Below are 15,509 nucleotides of genomic sequence, written 5' to 3' on the forward strand. Positions count from 1 at the left end.
TGCGTCGTGTGGTTGGACCAAGGGGTGGACCGTGCGCCGTGGCACGCGAAACCGCAACATCATGCGAAAGATTTGCATTTGCTGTAAAGGGGCCGGCGTGCAATTCATGTAAATCCAGGTCACGGCCCGTAACCGTACGGACGGGTCAGAGCATCGACACCTGGTTGCGCTGTGCCTGCTTGAGGAAGTGGGTCAGCTCCCGAGCCGACAGCGGCTTGCTGTAGTGGTAGCCCTGCCCCTCGTGGCAGCCCTGGGCAACGATGTAGGTTTCCTGTTCGGCGGTTTCCACACCTTCGGCGATTACCTGCATGCCCAGGCTTTTGCCCAGCTGGATGATGGCGCGAACGATGGTGGCGTCGTCATCATCGTCCAGCAGGTCCTGGACAAAGCTCTTGTCGATCTTGATCTTGTCCAGCGGCAGCGATTTCAGGTAGCTGAGCGATGAATAGCCGGTGCCGAAGTCGTCGATGGCAATCAGCGCCCCGGAGCGGCGCAGGCTGAGCAGGTGCTGGGCGGCGGTGCTGATGTCTTCCATCAGGCCGGTTTCGGTCACTTCCAGCTCCAGGCTGCGCGGGGGCAGGCGGTAGGCCTGCAGCAGGTTGTTGACCACCCGTGGCAGCTCGCTGTGGTGCAGTTGCACGGTGGACAGGTTGACCGCCATGCGCAGGTCGCTGAAGCCCTGGTCGTGCCATTCGCGCAGTTGGCGGCAGGCCTGGTCCAGTACCCATTCGCCAATGCCGATGATGCTGCCGTTCTGTTCGGCCAAGGGGATGAACTGGTCCGGTGGCACCATGCCCAGCTCCGGGTGCTGCCAGCGCAGCAGCGCCTCGACACCGACCACGCGGTGGTCGCGGTAGCTGATCTGCGGCTGGTACACCAGGTACAGCTGGTTGCGCGGCAGGGCTTCACGCAGGTCCTTTTCCAGCTCGCGGCGGCGGCGCATTTCGCTGTCGACGCTGGCGATGTAGAACTGGTAGCGGTTACGCGAGCGGGCCTTGGCCAGGGTCATGGTCTGTTCGGCTTTTTGCAGCAGCTTCTCGGTGCTGTCGCCGTCTTCGGGGAACAGGGTAATGCCGATGGTGGCGCGCAGGCGGATCTGCTGGTGGTGGTCGAGGTCGAAAGGCACTTCCAGGTCGTCGAGGATGCTTTGCGCCAACTCGGCCGCTTCGTAGGGCTGTTCGATATTGGCCTGGACCAGGGCGAACTGGTCGCCGCCCAGCCGCGCCAGGGCACCCAGGCGGCCACTGTGGGCGCGCAGGCGGTCGGCCAGGGCCAGCAGCAACTGGTCGCCAACCTGGTAGCTGAACTGTTCGTTGATGCCCTTGAAGTCGTCCAGCCCCACACACAGTACCGCCACGCGGTGCTGCAAGCGGCCGCCATCGATGAGGATCTTGTCCAGTTGCTGTTGCAGTTGCTGGCGGTTGGGCAGGCCGGTGAGGAAATCGTATTGGGCCATGCGCTGCAGGCTGTTTTCGGCCTCGTGGCGCAGGTGGGTGTTGCGCTCGATCGAGGCCAGGAGCTGGTTGGCGGTGTTGACCCACAGGCCCAGTTCGTTCTTTTCGTGGCCCTTGAGCAGCGGTATCTGATGCTGGCTGGGGCGGTCGGGGTTGATCTGGGTAAGGTGCTCGATGATCTTGGACAGCGGTTTGGTCAGCAGCCAGTGGTACACCAGGTACAGCACCAGGCCCATGGCCAAGGCCCGCAATACGCCGGAAATGAAGATGATCACCGCGTTGATCAGGAAGTCTTCGCCGTAGGACGAGGTGTCGAGGGTGATGCTGAGGTCGCCGTAGTATTCGCTATAGGGGCCGCGGCCGACCAGTTGCGTGGTGTAGGTGCGTTCCTGGCCAAGGATGAGGTCGGTCAGCCAGCGCATGGACATGTCCTGCAGCGGGCGGGACTTTTCGGCCAGCATGGTTTCGTTGGGGTGGCCGATGGAGGCCATGCGCACCGATTCGTCCTGGAACAGGCCTTCCATCACCTGCATGCCCATTTCGCGGTCGAGGCTGTACACCGCCTGGGTGGAAGGGTCGCGGAACATGTCGAGGATGCGCTGGGCATCGTTGTTCACGGCCTGGCGGGTCTTGTAGGTGTCATAGACGATTTGCGCACAGCTGAGCACGACGCCAACCGCCAACGCCGACAGCAACACGACCCTGAGCAACTTGACCGACAAGCTGTTCCGCAATTCCAGCTTCAATGAGGTTTCCTTATCCATGCGCGTGGCATCATTTTGCCATCAACGATGACGATACACTATCGGCCGATCATGAGCAGTGTATCGGTTGCATGACCCCGCAACTTGAGTGCGCTGTATCAATCTTCCCGAGGTTTGATGTTAGCGCGGTATGCGCGCTGAGCAAGCAAAACCGTGCCGGCCTCTTCGCGGGCACGCCCGCTCCCACAGGGAGAGCATCAAGTTCACCGGCAGCGCCGTATCTGTGGGAGCGGGCGTGCCCGCGAAGAGGCCGGCACAGGCATAAAAAAACCCGGCACAGGGCCGGGTCTTTACGTTCAGGGCTGAATGACTCAGGCCTTGAAGGTGTTGCCTTCGAACTGCTCGGCAACGAACTTCCAGTTGACCAGGTTCCAGAACGCCTCGACGTACTTCGGACGGACGTTGCGGTAGTCGATGTAGTAGGCGTGTTCCCAGACGTCGCAGGTCAGCAGCGGGGTGTCGCCGCTGGTCAGCGGGCAGCCGGCGCCGATGGTGCTGGCCAGGGCCAGGGAACCGTCAGCCTTCTTCACCAGCCAGCCCCAGCCGGAACCGAAGGTGCCAACCGAAGTCTTGGTGAACTCTTCCTTGAACTTGTCGAAGGAACCGAAAGCGGCGTTGATGGCGTCAGCCAGGGCACCGGTCGGTTGGCCACCGGCGTTAGGTGCCAGGCAGTTCCAGTAGAAGGTGTGGTTCCAGACCTGAGCGGCGTTGTTGAAGATGCCGCCCGAAGAGGACTTGACGATCTCTTCCAGGGTCTTGCCTTCGAATTCGGTGCCTGGGACCAGGTTGTTCAGGTTCACGACGTAGGTGTTGTGGTGCTTGTCGTGGTGATACTCCAGGGTTTCCTTGGAGATGTGCGGCTGCAGGGCATCGTGGGCGTACGGCAGCGGCGGCAATTCAAAAGCCATGGTGGATCTCCTGATTCAGGTCTAGTTCGCGGTTTGCGCAGGGCCGATCACGGGCGGCCCTATGAGCGTCGGCGAGTTTGTACTCTTTGCGACGCAAGGGCCCGATCATAGCACCAGCCCCGGCGCATAACCACGCAACAAAGATAGGGAATAGAGGTTCCAGAGCGGTTGTTGGATGCCGACCGGTGGTATTCGCCTTGGTGTTTGTGTTGCCTGTGAGATCGAGCGCCGCCCGCGCGGCGCTTCGCGGGGCAAGCCCGCTCCCACATTTGTTGCAACGTGGCCATGCCTGTAGGAGAGGCGTTGCCAGCCTTGGCGCATGTCTTGAGAGGTGTGGGGCGGCAGCAGCGCCAGTCGGGAAATCGAGTGGCCCCGACAAGGCTGGCAACCATGGCCTGACAGGTTTGGCACGTTGCAACAAATGTGGGAGCGGGCTTGTCCCGCGAAGCGCCGCGCGGGCGGCGCTCGATCTCCCTGGCGATAAAGATGTGGTGGCGAGCCCAGATCAGTTGAAAATCAACTGCGCCGCCACTGCGAACATCATCACCGCCACCATCAGGTCGAGCATGCGCCAGGTCGCAGGCCGTGCCAGCCAAGGTGCCAGCCAGGCCGCGCCGATCGCCAGGGTCGAGAACCACAGCAGCGATGCGCTGGCCGCCCCGGCCACATAAGCGCCAGGTTCGGTCTGCTGGGCGCCCAGCGAGCCGATCAGCAATACCGTGTCGAGATACACGTGCGGGTTGAGCAGGGTTACCGCCAGGGCACTGAGCAGCACCGCACGCCGCGAGCGCGTGCCTTGGCCCTGCTGATGTTGCAGGCTTTGTTTCGAAAAGGCGCTGCGCAACGCCTTGGCGCCGTACCAGATGAGGAACACGGCACCACCCCAGCGTGCGACTGCCAGCAAGGTCGGGTTGTGCGCCAGCACCGTTGCCAGGCCAAACACACCGGCAGCCACCAGGATGGCGTCACAGACGATGCACAGCGCCGCCACGGGCAGGTGATGCTCGCGGCGCAGGCTTTGCGCGAGGACGAAGGCGTTCTGCGCGCCGATGGCCATGATCAGCCCGAAGGCCACCAGCATGCCGTTGATATAGCTTTGCCACATGGCGTGCTCTCCACTGAAAAACCGCAAAAGATGGTGGTCATTCTGGGGATCTGCGCTGTATAAGAAAAACAAATAAAGCTGATCTGTCATTAGGAAAATCGATGTTCGACTACAAGCTGCTGGCCGCCCTTGCGGCGGTGATCGAACAGGGGGGCTTCGAGCGCGCGGCGCAAGTGCTGGGTTTGTCGCAGTCGGCCATTTCGCAGCGCATCAAGTTGCTGGAAGCCCGGGTCGGGCAGCCGGTGCTGGTGCGTGCCACGCCGCCCAGTCCGACCGAGGTCGGCCGCCAGTTGCTCAACCATGTGCAGCAGGTGCGCCTGCTTGAACGTGACTTGCAGCGCCAGGTGCCGGCGCTGGACGAAGAGGGCATGCCGGAGCGCCTGCGCATCGCCCTTAACGCCGATAGCCTGGCCACCTGGTGGGCTGGCGCGGTGGGCAACTTCTGTGCGCAGCAGAACGTGCTGACCGACCTGGTAGTAGAAGACCAGGAAGTGGGCCTGAAACGCATGCGTGCGGGTGAGGTGGCGGCCTGCCTGTGTGGCAGCGAACGCCCTGTCGCCGGGGCACGCAGCCTGCCACTGGGGGCGATGCGTTACCGGGCGTTGGCAAGCCCCGGGTTCATGGCGCGGCATTTCCCCCAGGGTTTTGTCGCCAGCCGCCTGGCCCGCACCCCAGCGATCGTGTACGGCCCGGACGACTTCCTGCAGCACCGCTACCTGGCATCGCTCGGCATCGAGGACGGTTTCCTGCACCACCTGTGCCCGTCTTCCGAAGGCTTCCTGCGCATGACCGAGGCGGGGCTTGGCTGGGGGCTGGTGCCCGAATTGCAGGCCCGGGAGCAACTGGCCAGTGGGCAATTGGTGGAAATCTGCAGCGATACACCCATTGATGTGCCGCTGTACTGGCATCATTGGCGCAATGGCGGGCAACTGCTCGCGCAACTGACCGACCACCTGCGGCACACCGCCCGGCATTGGCTGGTGCCCTTGTAGCCACGGCTGGCGTCAGTTGCATCTGAAATCTGGCAAGACGGAGTCTTACATGCGAATTCTGGTCACCGGCGCGAGTGGCTTCATCGGCGGGCGCTTTGCGCGCTTTGCCCTGGAGCAGGGCCTGGACGTGCGGGTCAGCGGCCGCCGCGCCGAAGGGGTCGAGCACCTGGTCAAGCGCGGCGCCCAGTTCATTCCTGGCGACCTTGGCGATGCCGAACTGGCCCGTCGGCTGTGCCAGGGCATCGATGCCGTGGTGCACTGCGCCGGTGCAGTGGGCACCTGGGGGCGCTATCAGGACTTCTATCAAGGCAATGTGGTGGTCACCGAGAACGTGGTCGAGGGCTGCCTGAAGGAGCATGTCCGGCGCCTGGTTCACCTGTCGTCGCCGTCGATCTACTTCAATGGTCATTCGCGTGTGGATATCCGTGAAGACCAGGTACCGCGCCGCTTCCACGACCACTATGGGCACACCAAGTACCTGGCCGAGCAGAAAGTGTTCGGTGCCCAGGAGTTCGGGCTCGAAGTGCTGGCGTTGCGCCCGCGCTTCGTCACCGGTGCCGGTGATGCGAGTATCTTTCCGCGGCTGATGCAGATGCAGCGCAAAGGCCGGGTAGCAATCATCGGCAACGGCCTGAACAAGGTTGATTTCACCAGCGTACACAACCTCAACGAGGCGCTGCTCAGCGCATTGTTCGCTGAGGAGCGCGCGCTGGGCCAGGCCTACAACATCAGTAACGGTCAACCGCTGCCGCTGTGGGACGTGGTCAACTACGTGATGCGCCAGATGCAGCTGCCACAGGTTACCCGCTACCGCTCCTACGGCCTGGCCTACAGCCTGGCCGCGTTGAACGAAGCGGCCTGCATGCTGTGGCCCGGGCGCCCGCAACCGACCTTGTCACGCCTGGGAATGCAGGTGATGAGCCGCGATTTCACCCTGGACATCAACCGTGCCCGGCAATACCTGGACTACCAGCCCAAGGTCAGCCTGTGGACGGCGCTGGATGAGTTCTGTGGCTGGTGGAAGCACTTGCCGCAGGCGCATTGATGCCACTGGGTGGACGATGGTCATCAACGTGCCGCGCTGGCGGTTTATACTCGTGCCTCTTTGCGACTACCGCGGTTGAATGTATCCATGCGTAACCATGCTCACGATGACTACGATGACGTGCCTACCTTGCGGGCGGGCACCGTTGATGATGACGAACTGATGCCGGCGCACGTGGTGCGCAGCCGCCAGAAAGCCGCCCGTGGCGCCAGCACGGCGCCGCTGTGGGCATTGCTGGGTGCCTCGTTCATCGCATTGGCAGGCCTGGGTTGGTGGAGCTTCCAGCAGATCTCGCTGATGGAACAGCAACTGGTGGCCACCCAGGAAAGCTTTGCCCGCATCAGCGAGGACGCGGCCGGGCGCCTGCAGGCGATCAGCGGCAAGGTGGCTGCCAGCGAGTCTGGCGCCACGACCAACAGCGAGGCGCTGAAGTTGCAACTGCGCCAATTGCAGAAAGGTGTAGCAGGGCAGACCGGTGACTTGGGCAAGCGCCTGGAGCAGGTGCTGGCTGATACCCGTGAGCAGCAGAAGGCTGTTGCCGAGCTGCAAGGCCAGTTGCAGGCACAGCTGAAGCTGGTGAATGGTGAGCTGGCAGCGTTGCGTTCGGGCCAGGTCGATGGTGGCAAGCTGGATGCGCAGTTCAAGGGTTTGAACGAGCAGGTGGCTGCGCTGAAGGCTGCGCAGGTGGACGGAGGCAAGCTGGACGGGCAGCTCAAGAGCCTGGGCAGCGATGTGGCGGCGCTGAAGAAGCAGGGTAACCCCAGTGCGGCGATCCAGAGCCTTGAGCAGGATATGGTCGTGCTGAAGAGCCAGATCGACAACCGCCCGGCTGCTGCTGCATCCGGTGGCGCTTCGGTGCAGGAGTTCGATGCTTTCCGGGCACAGATGACCCGCAATCTGAATACCTTGCAGAGCCAGATCCAGAACCTGCAACAGCAGATCAGTGCCCGGCCTTAGATCACCTGAGCCTTCTTCGCGGGCACGCCCGCTCCCACAAAGCCTCCACAGCCTTCAGGCTTGGTGATATCCCTGTGGGAGCGGGCGTGCCCGCGAATGGCCGTTAATCACAACCGCGGGTAATCGATGTACCCCACCGGCCCCTTGCCGTAGAAGGTCTCTGGCCGCGCCTCGTTCAGCGGCGCATCCGCCGCCAGCCGCGCCGGCAGGTCAGGGTTGGCGATAAACGGTACACCAAACGCCACCGCATCGGCCTTGCCACTGGCCAGGGCTGCATTGGCGCTGGCTTTGTCGAAGCGCTCGTTGACGATGTACGGACCACCGAATGCCTGTTTGATCAGTGGGCCAATGCTGTCATCGGCTTCACGCTCGCGCGAGCAGATAAAGGCAATGCCACGCTTGCCCAGCTCACGGGCCACGTAGGTAAAGGTTTCGGCCCGGTCGGCATCGCCCATGTCGTGCGCATCGGCACGCGGTGCCAGGTGCACGCCCACGCGGCTCGCGCCCCACACTTCGATGGCTGCATCGGTCACTTCCAGCAGCAGGCGAGCACGATTTTCCAGCGAACCGCCATAACGGTCGGTGCGCTGGTTGGTGCTGCTTTGCAGGAACTGGTCGAGCAGGTAGCCGTTGGCGCCGTGAATCTCTACGCCATCGAAACCGGCAGCCTTGGCATTTTCGGCGCCGCTGCGGTAGGCCTCGACGATGTCGGTGATTTCTTCGGTTTCCAGCGCACGTGGGGTGGGGTAGTCACTCAGCGGGCGCACCAGGCTCACATGGCCCTTGGGCTGGATCGCGCTGGGGGCTACCGGTAGCTCGCCGTTCAGGTAGCTTGAGTGAGAGATGCGGCCAACGTGCCACAGTTGCAGGAAGATGCGCCCGCCTGCGGCATGCACGGCCTTGGTGACCTTGTTCCAGCCACGCACCTGTTCATCGTTCCAGATGCCAGGGGTATCCGGGTAGCCGACGCCCATGGCGCTGACCGACGTCGCCTCGCTGAGGATCAGCCCGGCGCTGGCGCGCTGTACGTAGTATTCGGCCATCAGCGCATTGGGCACGCGGCCTTCGTCGGCGCGGCAGCGGGTGAGCGGGGCCATGATGATGCGGTTGGGCAATTGCAGGTCGCCCAGGGAGATCGGATCGAAAAGCGTGGTCATGGTGGTTACCTGCCTTGTCAAAGTGCTTGGCGCAGTTGTTCGAGGAACGCCTCGATGGTGGCCTCGTTGCGTTTGAAGAAGTGCCATTGGCCGATCTTCTGGCTGCTGATCAGCCCGGCGCGTTGCAGGGTCGCCAGGTGGGCGGAGACAGTCGACTGCGACAGGCCGCAGCGTTGGTCGATCTGCCCGGCACAGACACCGTTATCAGTGCTGTGGTACTGGTCGGGAAATTGCGTTGCCGGGTCTTTCAACCAGCTGAGGATTTCTCGCCTGACCGGATGGGCCAGCGCTTTTATGATTTCGTCGAGATCGAGGGGCATAGGGTTGAGGCTCGTTGCAGCGGTATATCGCGATAGGGCGAAATGTAAATCGCCCGTTCCCGATATACAAATATGAAGAGGTTCTGAGCTGAGTACGAATCGCTATATCGCGTTATAACGATATAGAGCTGCGCAGTGCTAGACTGCGCGCATGAACTACCTCGCACACCTGCACCTGGGCGGCCCGGCGCCGCAACAACTGCTTGGCAGCCTTTACGGCGATTTTGTCAAAGGCTCGCTGGAGGGGCGCTTCCCGCCTGCACTGGAGGCAGCCATTCGGCTGCACCGGCATATCGACAGCTACACCGACCAGCACCCGTTGGTGCTGGCGGCATTGGCGCGTTTTCCGCGTGAGCGGCGGCGCTTTGCCGGTATCGTGCTGGATGTGTTCTTCGACCATTGCCTGGCGCGGCATTGGGCTGATTATGCCGAGCAGCCGCTGGACCAGTTCACAGGGGCGTTTTATCGGGTGTTGCTCGCCGAACCGCAGTTGCCGGGGCGGCTGGCGCGGATTGCGCCGTTCATGGCGGCGGATGACTGGCTGGGGGCGTATGGCGACTTTGCCACGCTGGAGCAGGTGTTCAACGGCATTGCGCGACGGCTGTCGCGGCCGGAAGGAATGGCTGGGGTGATGGGTGAGCTGGAGCGGTTGTATGAGCCGCTGATGGCGGACTTTCGCGAGTTCTACCCGCAGTTGCAGGCATTTGCGGCGGCGGGGCGGATGTCTGACAGTTAGTTCTATGCTGGCTTCTTCGCGGGCTTGCCCGCTCCCACAGGTACTGCACATGGCTTGAGGGCCATGCGGTCGAGGTGGGAGCGGGCAAGCCCGCGAAGAGGCCAGGTCAGAAAATGCGAGAGTCTCAGGCAGCCCGCGCCTGCCGCCGTGGTGCCATCTCGATATCTTCAACCCCGAACAGCGCCAGGTGAATCGCCTGTTGCGCCTGCACAGCCAGCACTGCACGCTCCTTGCCCACGCTACCTATCGGCGGCAACAGGTGAATGCACACCTCTCCCCGCGGCTGGGCAAACAGGCGCATCAGGTGCGACACCAGGTCATCATCGCCAATGAAAGGCGCAACCGGGTCGATCTGGCCATCGCGCAAGTACTGGATAGCCACCGGTTGCACCGCCACACCCCGATCAATGGCGCCAGCCAGCAGGCGCCCGTGGAAGGTGCGCAGGGTTCGGCCGCTGGTGGTGGTCCCTTCCGGGAAGATCAGCAGCGGCCGGGCCATGCCCAGTTGCCCGGCGATCTGCTCCCGCAGCCGCTGGCTGTCGCCGCCGCCTCGGCGGATGAACAGGGTGCCGGCCTTTTCCGCCAGCCAACCGGCTACAGGCCAGTGGCGTACTTCAGCCTTGGACAGGAACGACAGCGGCATCAGCATGCCGAGCAGGGGAATGTCGGTCCAGGAAACATGGTTGCTGACCCACAGCATCGGCCGCTGGGGCAGCTCGCCGACTACTTTCACGTCGAAAGGCAGGGCAGCAACCAGGCGTTTCATGAACAGACAGGTCCAGCGCTGGCGCCGTTCGATGGGCGGCTTGAAGCCCAGGCGTTCGGCGAGGGCGATCAGGCTGGCCATCAACATGCCCAGGGTCAGTACCAACAGCAGTCGAGCCAGGCGGGCCATTACCCGCAGCTTCGGCATCAGACCGCCGCCTTGAAGTGGCGGGCGTAGCGCGGGCACAGGTCGTCGCGCTTGAGCAGGATGAAGACGTCGGCTACCTGGAAGTCTTCGTCCCAACACGGCTCGCCGCAGATTTTCGCGCCCAGGCGCATGTAGGCCTTGAGCAGCGGTGGCATTTCGGCGATGACGTTCCCCGGCAGGGCCAGGCTCGGCAGCGGGTTCTTCGGCTCGGCGCGCAGGTGTTCGGTGCACAGGTAACGGTCACGCAGGCGTTGCATCACGGCGTGAGCCTGCACGCCGCCGTCCTGCATGGGGATACTGGCGCAGCCCATGAGGTAGCTGTAGCGGCCCTCGTTGAGCACCTCGGCCAGTTCGCCCCAGAGCACCGCGATGGTGCCGCCGTTGCGGTAGTCGGGGGCAACGCAGGTGCGGCCCAGTTCGAGAATCGGCCCTTGCAGTTGCAGCAGGCCGTGCAGGCGGAATTCTTCTTCGCTGTAGAAGCGGCCCAGGCTGCTGGCGGCCTGGTGGTCGAGCAGACGAGTGGTCGCGACCAGCTCGCCGGTGCTCAGGTCACGTACACCAATGTGGCGGCAGTGCACGTCGTAGTCGTCCATGTCCAGACCCTGCTCGGCGCCCTTGAGCTTGGCCTTGAATTCTGCACTGAACACTTTGTAGCGCAGGGCCTGGGCCTCTTGCAGCGCCGCGGCGCCAACCAGGCGTTCGGCTTGCAGACGGCGTTCGGTGCTGTTGTCGCCAGCGTGAGCGATCCGAGTCATTACGAGTCTCCATAAGCCAGCCCTGAAGGGTTGCGGCCGGTCGGCTTTGTTGTGCAAAGTCAGCCTAGGTAGACGCGGTGTCACCCCTGTGAATCTTTGGTGATGCTTGCGTGACACCCCCCCAAACCGTGAGCAGAATTCCCCCGCAAGGAGTCGTCTGATGGCCTGGTTGCAACGATTGAATGACCCGTTTCGTCATGCGCTGGCGGGCACCCTGGGCGAAACCTATGCCGCACTGCTGGAGCGCCTCGGCCCGGTGGCCCCCTTCGAACTGGCGGTACTGGGCGCGCGCGCGATGGCCACGCCGGGCCTGGCTTTCCTGGTGGGTTACCAGGCCGCCTTGCGGGTGCTGTGGCCCAGTGCGCCGGCCAGCCTCGGCGCCTTGTGCGCCACCGAACGGCGCAGTGTGCGGCCGGCGGACATGCACACGCGCCTTGATGACTTGCGGCTGACGGGCAGCAAGGATTTCGTCACGGCTGGGTTGGAGGCGGAGTGGCTACTGGTGGCGGCGCGTAGCGAAGCGGCTGGCGAGGCACCCCGGTTGAACCTGGCGGTGGTCTACCCCGGCGAGCCCGGGGTGACGCTGGAGCCATTACCGACCCTGCCGCTGATGCCGGAAGTCGGCCATGGCCGGCTATTGCTCGACCAGGCTGCGTGCGAGTTGCTGGCCGGCGACGGCTGGGATGCCTATGTAAAGCCGTTCCGCTCGCTGGAGGACTTGTACGTGCTTACCGCGTTGACAGCGTGGCTGTATGGCGTGGGGCAGGCGTGTGCATGGCCACAGGGGTTGCGCCTGCAATTGCTGGGGTTGCTGGCCGGGTGTGCAGAGGGGAGCCGTCAGTGTGCCGACAGTGTGGGATGTCATTTGCTGTTGGGCGGACTGTTTGCGCAGTTCCAGGCGTTACGGGGGGAGATTGATGCGGCATTGGCGGCGGGGCCGGCGCATTGGGCGCAGATCTGGCAGCGCGACCAGGGGGTGATGGCGCTGGCGGCGGCTGCCCGGGAGAAGCGGCTGAGCAAGGCGTGGGAGGCTGCGGGATTGTCATGAGCGCCTGATAAGGTTGCGTGAACCGATCAATACCGGGGCCGCTTTGCGGCCCTTCGCGGGCATGCCCGCTCCCACAGGTTTGAACTATTGTGCGATCCCTGTGGGAGCGGGCGAGCCCGCGAAGGGCTGCAAAGCAGCCCCAATCAAGGCGAGCTCGATGAAGATACTGTTGGTCATCATAGCGATGGTGGCGGGTAGCGCCTGGGCTGAAAACTGGCCTGATCCACACTGGCAGACCGACCCTGCCACCCTCAACTGGCAAGCCGTCGACGCCTACGCTTTCCCCTCCCGCGCCCCTGACCGCAGCGGCATCCGCACCGACGCCCTGCTGATCATCCGCGATGGCCGCATCCTCCACGAACGCTACGCCGCCCCCACCACGGCCGCCACCGCACACCTGACCTGGTCGGTCAGCAAGAGCGTACTTGCCACGCTCATGGGTGTTGCCCAAGGCGAAGGGCGCTTCCAGTTGCAAGACCCTGTCTCGCGGTTCTATTCGGGCATGCGCGACCATCCCGGCATACGCATGGCGGATCTGCTGCACTGGGCCAGTGGCCTGGACTGGCAGGAAGACTACGAATACGCACCGCTCAAGTCTTCGGTGGTGGCCATGCTGTATACCCGTGGCCACGGGGACATGGCGGCCTATACGGCGGCGCGGGGTGCGTCGGCCAGCCCCGGTCAGCGATTCCTCTACTCCAGTGGCGACAGCAACGTGCTGGCCGCTGCGCTGCGCGGCATGCTCGATGCCGGGCAGTACGCCGATTACCCGTGGCACGCGCTGTTCACCCCGTTGGGTATCGAAAGCGCGGTGTGGGAGCGCGACCGGGCGGGCACCTACGTGGGCTCTTCCTATCTGTACCTCAGCGCCCGTGATCTGGCGCGTATCGGCTTGCTGATGCAGCGCGACGGCCAGTGGCAAGGCCGGCAACTGCTGCCCAAGGCTTGGGTGGCTTTCAACCGCACTGCGTTTGAGCATGCCCAGCCTGTGCCCGGTGAAGCCAACCCTGGCGGCCATTGGTGGCTCAACCAGCCGCTGGCCGCTGCCGGGCGGCCTTGGCCGAATGCGCCCGCAGATACCTTCGCCGCCCTTGGCCACTGGGGCCAGGCGCTGTATGTAGTGCCTGCGCAAAAGCTGGTGATCGTGCGCTATGCCGATGACCGTGACGGTAGTTACCAGCACGACGAACTGCTCAAGCGGGTATTGGCGGCACTGGCCGGGGAGGGGGCATGAAACGCTTGCTGCTGCTGCTGCTGCTGCTGCTGGTGCTGGTGCTGTTGGGGTTGCTGGTCTGGGCCTGGCACGAGCGTCAGGCACTGGCAGATTTCCCTGGCATCCTCTCGGCCTATTCGGCCAAGGAGTACTGTTCGTGCCGCTTTGTCATGGGTTTCGAGCAGGCGTACTGCCAAGGCTATGTGAAGCAATGGCTGCCGCTGAGCCTGCTGGAGGAAAACACCGCGCAACGGCAAGTCACTGCGGTGGGCCTGGGGCGGCGCAACCAGGCGGCCTGGCAGGGCCAGCGCGAGGGCTGCCGCTTGCTGCCATGAAGGCGGGCGGGTAAGGTTGGCGGCCTGGTTTCACGAGATCTGTCATGTTCAAGCTGCCCCGTCTGTTGCCCGCCTTGTTGCTGGCTTGCTGCCTGCCCGCCCATGCCAATTGGCACCTCGATGGCGAATCGTCACGCCTGTCGTTCATTACCGGCAAGAACGGTGATACGGCCGAAGTGCATCGCTTTCTGGTGCTGCACGGCAAGGTCGACCGTAAGGGCGTGGCCGGGCTGAGCATCGAGATGGATTCGGTAAGCAGTGGCATCCCGCTGCGTGACGAACGCATGCGTGACGACCTGTTCGAAGTGGAGCGCTTTGCCGAAGCCACGGTGCAGGCACAACTGGACCTGCGCCCGATCAACGACCTGGCCAACGGTGCACAGATCGAACTGCGCCTGCCGCTCACCGTTACCCTGCATGGCCAGTCGCACAGCTACAACGCCCTGTTGCTGGCCACCCGCCTGGACGAGCGGCGCTTCCAGGTGGTGACGCTCGAACCCCTGGTGCTGCGTGCCGAAGATTTCGGCCTGTTGCCAGGGCTGCAAACCCTGCGCAAGTTCGCCGGGCTCAAGTCCATCAACCCGTCGGTGCCGGTTAGCGCGGTGCTGATCTTCACCGCCCGCTGATATGCCGGGGCCGGTCTTCCCCTGGCGGGATGGCAACCAGTTCGAACTGCTGATCGATGGCCCCGAGTTCTTTCCGCGCATGCTGGCGGCGATTGTGCGCGCCGAGATGCAGGTCGACCTGGAGCTGTACCTGGTCGAAGCGGGTGCCTGTGCCGAGGCGGTGGTCGAAGCGCTGGAGCAGGCCGCCCGGCGTGGCGTGCGGGTGCGCTGCCTGTTCGATGACTATGGCTCGCTGGCCTTCAACAGCGCCCTGCGCCAACGGCTGGTGGACGCCGGTGTGTACTTGCGCTGGTACAACCGACTGCGCTGGAAGCGCGGCCTGCGCAACCTGTACCGCGACCATCGCAAGCTGCTGCTGGTGGATGAACGCTGGGCGGTGGTGGGCGGCACGGGCGTTACCGATGAATTCTGGACGCCGGGCGACGCGACCAGCGAATGGCATGAGGTGATGGTGCAGATCCAGGGGCCGGTGGTGAACGACTGGCAACTGCTGTTCGACCGCCAGTGGTCGGCCAACAACCGTCGCACCGCCTGGCGCCCTGCCGAAGGCTTCGGCCTGCCGCGCCTGCCCAAGGTGCCTGCGCAGGGGCAGGGCATGGGCCGGGTGGCCTATGCCGACGCCCGCCAGCACCAGGACATCCTGCATTCGCTGGTGCGGGCGCTGAACAGCGGCAAGCAACGGGTATGGCTGGCCACGCCGTACTTTCTGCCGACCTGGAGCGTGCGCCGTTCATTACGCCGTGCCGCCAGCAAGGGGCTTGATGTACGGTTGTTGCTGACGGGCCCACGCACCGATCATCCATCGGTGCGCTACGCCGGGCACCGTTACTACCCACGGCTGCTGCGTGCCGGGGTGCGCATTTTCGAGTACCAGCCGTGCTTTTTGCACCTGAAGATGGCTGTGGTAGATGACTGGGTCAGCGTCGGCTCGTGCAATTTCGACCACTGGAACCTGCGCTTCAACCTTGAAGCCAACATCGAGGCGCTGGACCCGCCGTTGACGGCAGCCGTGGTGGCCAGCTTCGAGCGCGATTTTGCCTTGAGCGAGGAAGTCGACCTTGACCACTGGCATGCCCGCCCACTGTGGCACCGGGTGAAACAGCGGATCTGGGGCTGGATCGACCGGCTGGTGGTCAACCTGCTCGACCGGCGTGACTGACAGCGGCTATCGTGCAGTATCT

Annotated in this window: 16 protein-coding genes; 9 read left to right on the forward strand and 7 right to left on the reverse strand. The window is 63.8% G+C overall.

From position 1 onward, the window contains the following. Positions 1–145 precede the first annotated feature (145 nt). From ACIQUI_RS01940 to ACIQUI_RS01950, 3 genes are all read right to left on the reverse strand, one after another. Complete coding sequence (locus tag ACIQUI_RS01940) at positions 146–2,200, reverse strand: putative bifunctional diguanylate cyclase/phosphodiesterase (RefSeq protein WP_403194810.1); 2,055 nt, start codon at positions 2,198–2,200, stop codon at positions 146–148. A 329-nt stretch (positions 2,201–2,529) separates the two neighbouring features. Next, positions 2,530–3,126, reverse strand: coding sequence for a Fe-Mn family superoxide dismutase (locus ACIQUI_RS01945; RefSeq protein WP_391138117.1), 597 nt, complete (start codon positions 3,124–3,126; stop codon positions 2,530–2,532). Between the two features lie 505 nt (positions 3,127–3,631). Further along, a complete protein-coding gene (locus tag ACIQUI_RS01950) occupies positions 3,632–4,231 on the reverse strand; it encodes a LysE/ArgO family amino acid transporter (RefSeq protein WP_403194532.1) in 600 nt (199 codons plus the stop codon). A gap of 101 nt (positions 4,232–4,332) precedes the next feature. Between ACIQUI_RS01950 and ACIQUI_RS01955 the strand changes: the two genes are divergently transcribed. From ACIQUI_RS01955 to ACIQUI_RS01965, 3 genes are all read left to right on the forward strand, one after another. Next, on the forward strand, positions 4,333–5,223 hold the full coding sequence (locus tag ACIQUI_RS01955) for an ArgP/LysG family DNA-binding transcriptional regulator (protein WP_391138111.1): 891 nt from the start codon (positions 4,333–4,335) through the stop codon (positions 5,221–5,223). Positions 5,224–5,272: 49 nt separating this feature from the next. After that, positions 5,273–6,268, forward strand: coding sequence for an NAD-dependent epimerase/dehydratase family protein (locus tag ACIQUI_RS01960; protein ID WP_403194535.1), 996 nt, complete (start codon positions 5,273–5,275; stop codon positions 6,266–6,268). 87 nt (positions 6,269–6,355) lie between these two features. Then, positions 6,356–7,225: an ATPase gene (locus ACIQUI_RS01965; RefSeq protein ID WP_403194537.1), complete on the forward strand. Its 870-nt coding sequence runs from the start codon at positions 6,356–6,358 to the stop codon at positions 7,223–7,225. A gap of 107 nt (positions 7,226–7,332) precedes the next feature. Here the strand turns inward: ACIQUI_RS01965 and ACIQUI_RS01970 are convergent, their stop codons facing one another. Beyond that, the gene (locus tag ACIQUI_RS01970) at positions 7,333–8,382 is read right to left on the reverse strand and encodes an alkene reductase (protein ID WP_403194539.1); all 1,050 of its coding nucleotides are present in this window, start codon (positions 8,380–8,382) and stop codon (positions 7,333–7,335) included. A 17-nt stretch (positions 8,383–8,399) separates the two neighbouring features. Then, complete coding sequence (locus ACIQUI_RS01975; protein WP_391138099.1) at positions 8,400–8,702, reverse strand: helix-turn-helix domain-containing protein; 303 nt, start codon at positions 8,700–8,702, stop codon at positions 8,400–8,402. Between the two features lie 151 nt (positions 8,703–8,853). On the opposite strand from ACIQUI_RS01975, the gene ACIQUI_RS01980 reads away from it, so the two are divergent. After that, entirely contained in the window at positions 8,854–9,438 is a 585-nt protein-coding gene (locus tag ACIQUI_RS01980) for an ACP phosphodiesterase (protein ID WP_403194542.1), read from the forward strand. 124 nt (positions 9,439–9,562) lie between these two features. Here ACIQUI_RS01980 and ACIQUI_RS01985 read toward each other — a convergent pair whose 3' ends face one another. Next, positions 9,563–10,351: a lysophospholipid acyltransferase family protein gene (locus tag ACIQUI_RS01985; RefSeq protein WP_403194544.1), complete on the reverse strand. Its 789-nt coding sequence runs from the start codon at positions 10,349–10,351 to the stop codon at positions 9,563–9,565. Then, positions 10,351–11,106 (reverse strand): L-ornithine N(alpha)-acyltransferase, encoded by a 756-nt coding sequence (gene olsB, locus ACIQUI_RS01990; protein WP_403194546.1) that lies wholly within the window; start codon positions 11,104–11,106, stop codon positions 10,351–10,353. The genes ACIQUI_RS01985 and olsB overlap by 1 nt, the downstream gene beginning before the upstream one ends. 160 nt (positions 11,107–11,266) lie before the next feature. On the opposite strand from olsB, the gene ACIQUI_RS01995 reads away from it, so the two are divergent. The 5 genes from ACIQUI_RS01995 to ACIQUI_RS02015 all read left to right on the forward strand — a co-directional run bounded on the left by ACIQUI_RS01995 (position 11,267) and on the right by ACIQUI_RS02015 (position 15,487). Continuing rightward, the gene (locus ACIQUI_RS01995; protein WP_403194548.1) at positions 11,267–12,154 is read left to right on the forward strand and encodes an acyl-CoA dehydrogenase; all 888 of its coding nucleotides are present in this window, start codon (positions 11,267–11,269) and stop codon (positions 12,152–12,154) included. Positions 12,155–12,311: 157 nt separating this feature from the next. Continuing rightward, positions 12,312–13,388 (forward strand): serine hydrolase domain-containing protein, encoded by a 1,077-nt coding sequence (locus ACIQUI_RS02000; protein WP_403194550.1) that lies wholly within the window; start codon positions 12,312–12,314, stop codon positions 13,386–13,388. Then, on the forward strand, positions 13,385–13,702 hold the full coding sequence (locus ACIQUI_RS02005) for an amidase (RefSeq protein WP_403194552.1): 318 nt from the start codon (positions 13,385–13,387) through the stop codon (positions 13,700–13,702). Before ACIQUI_RS02000 ends, ACIQUI_RS02005 begins: the two co-directional genes overlap by 4 nt. A 44-nt stretch (positions 13,703–13,746) precedes the next feature. Continuing rightward, the gene (locus ACIQUI_RS02010) at positions 13,747–14,328 is read left to right on the forward strand and encodes a YceI family protein (protein ID WP_403194555.1); all 582 of its coding nucleotides are present in this window, start codon (positions 13,747–13,749) and stop codon (positions 14,326–14,328) included. A gap of 1 nt (position 14,329) precedes the next feature. Beyond that, on the forward strand, positions 14,330–15,487 hold the full coding sequence (locus ACIQUI_RS02015; RefSeq protein ID WP_403194557.1) for a phosphatidylserine/phosphatidylglycerophosphate/cardiolipin synthase family protein: 1,158 nt from the start codon (positions 14,330–14,332) through the stop codon (positions 15,485–15,487). The last annotated feature ends 22 nt before the right edge of the window (positions 15,488–15,509 follow it).

The organism is Pseudomonas sp. NPDC090592 (assembly GCF_044769185.1).
Classification (GTDB): Bacteria; Pseudomonadota; Gammaproteobacteria; order Pseudomonadales; family Pseudomonadaceae; genus Aquipseudomonas.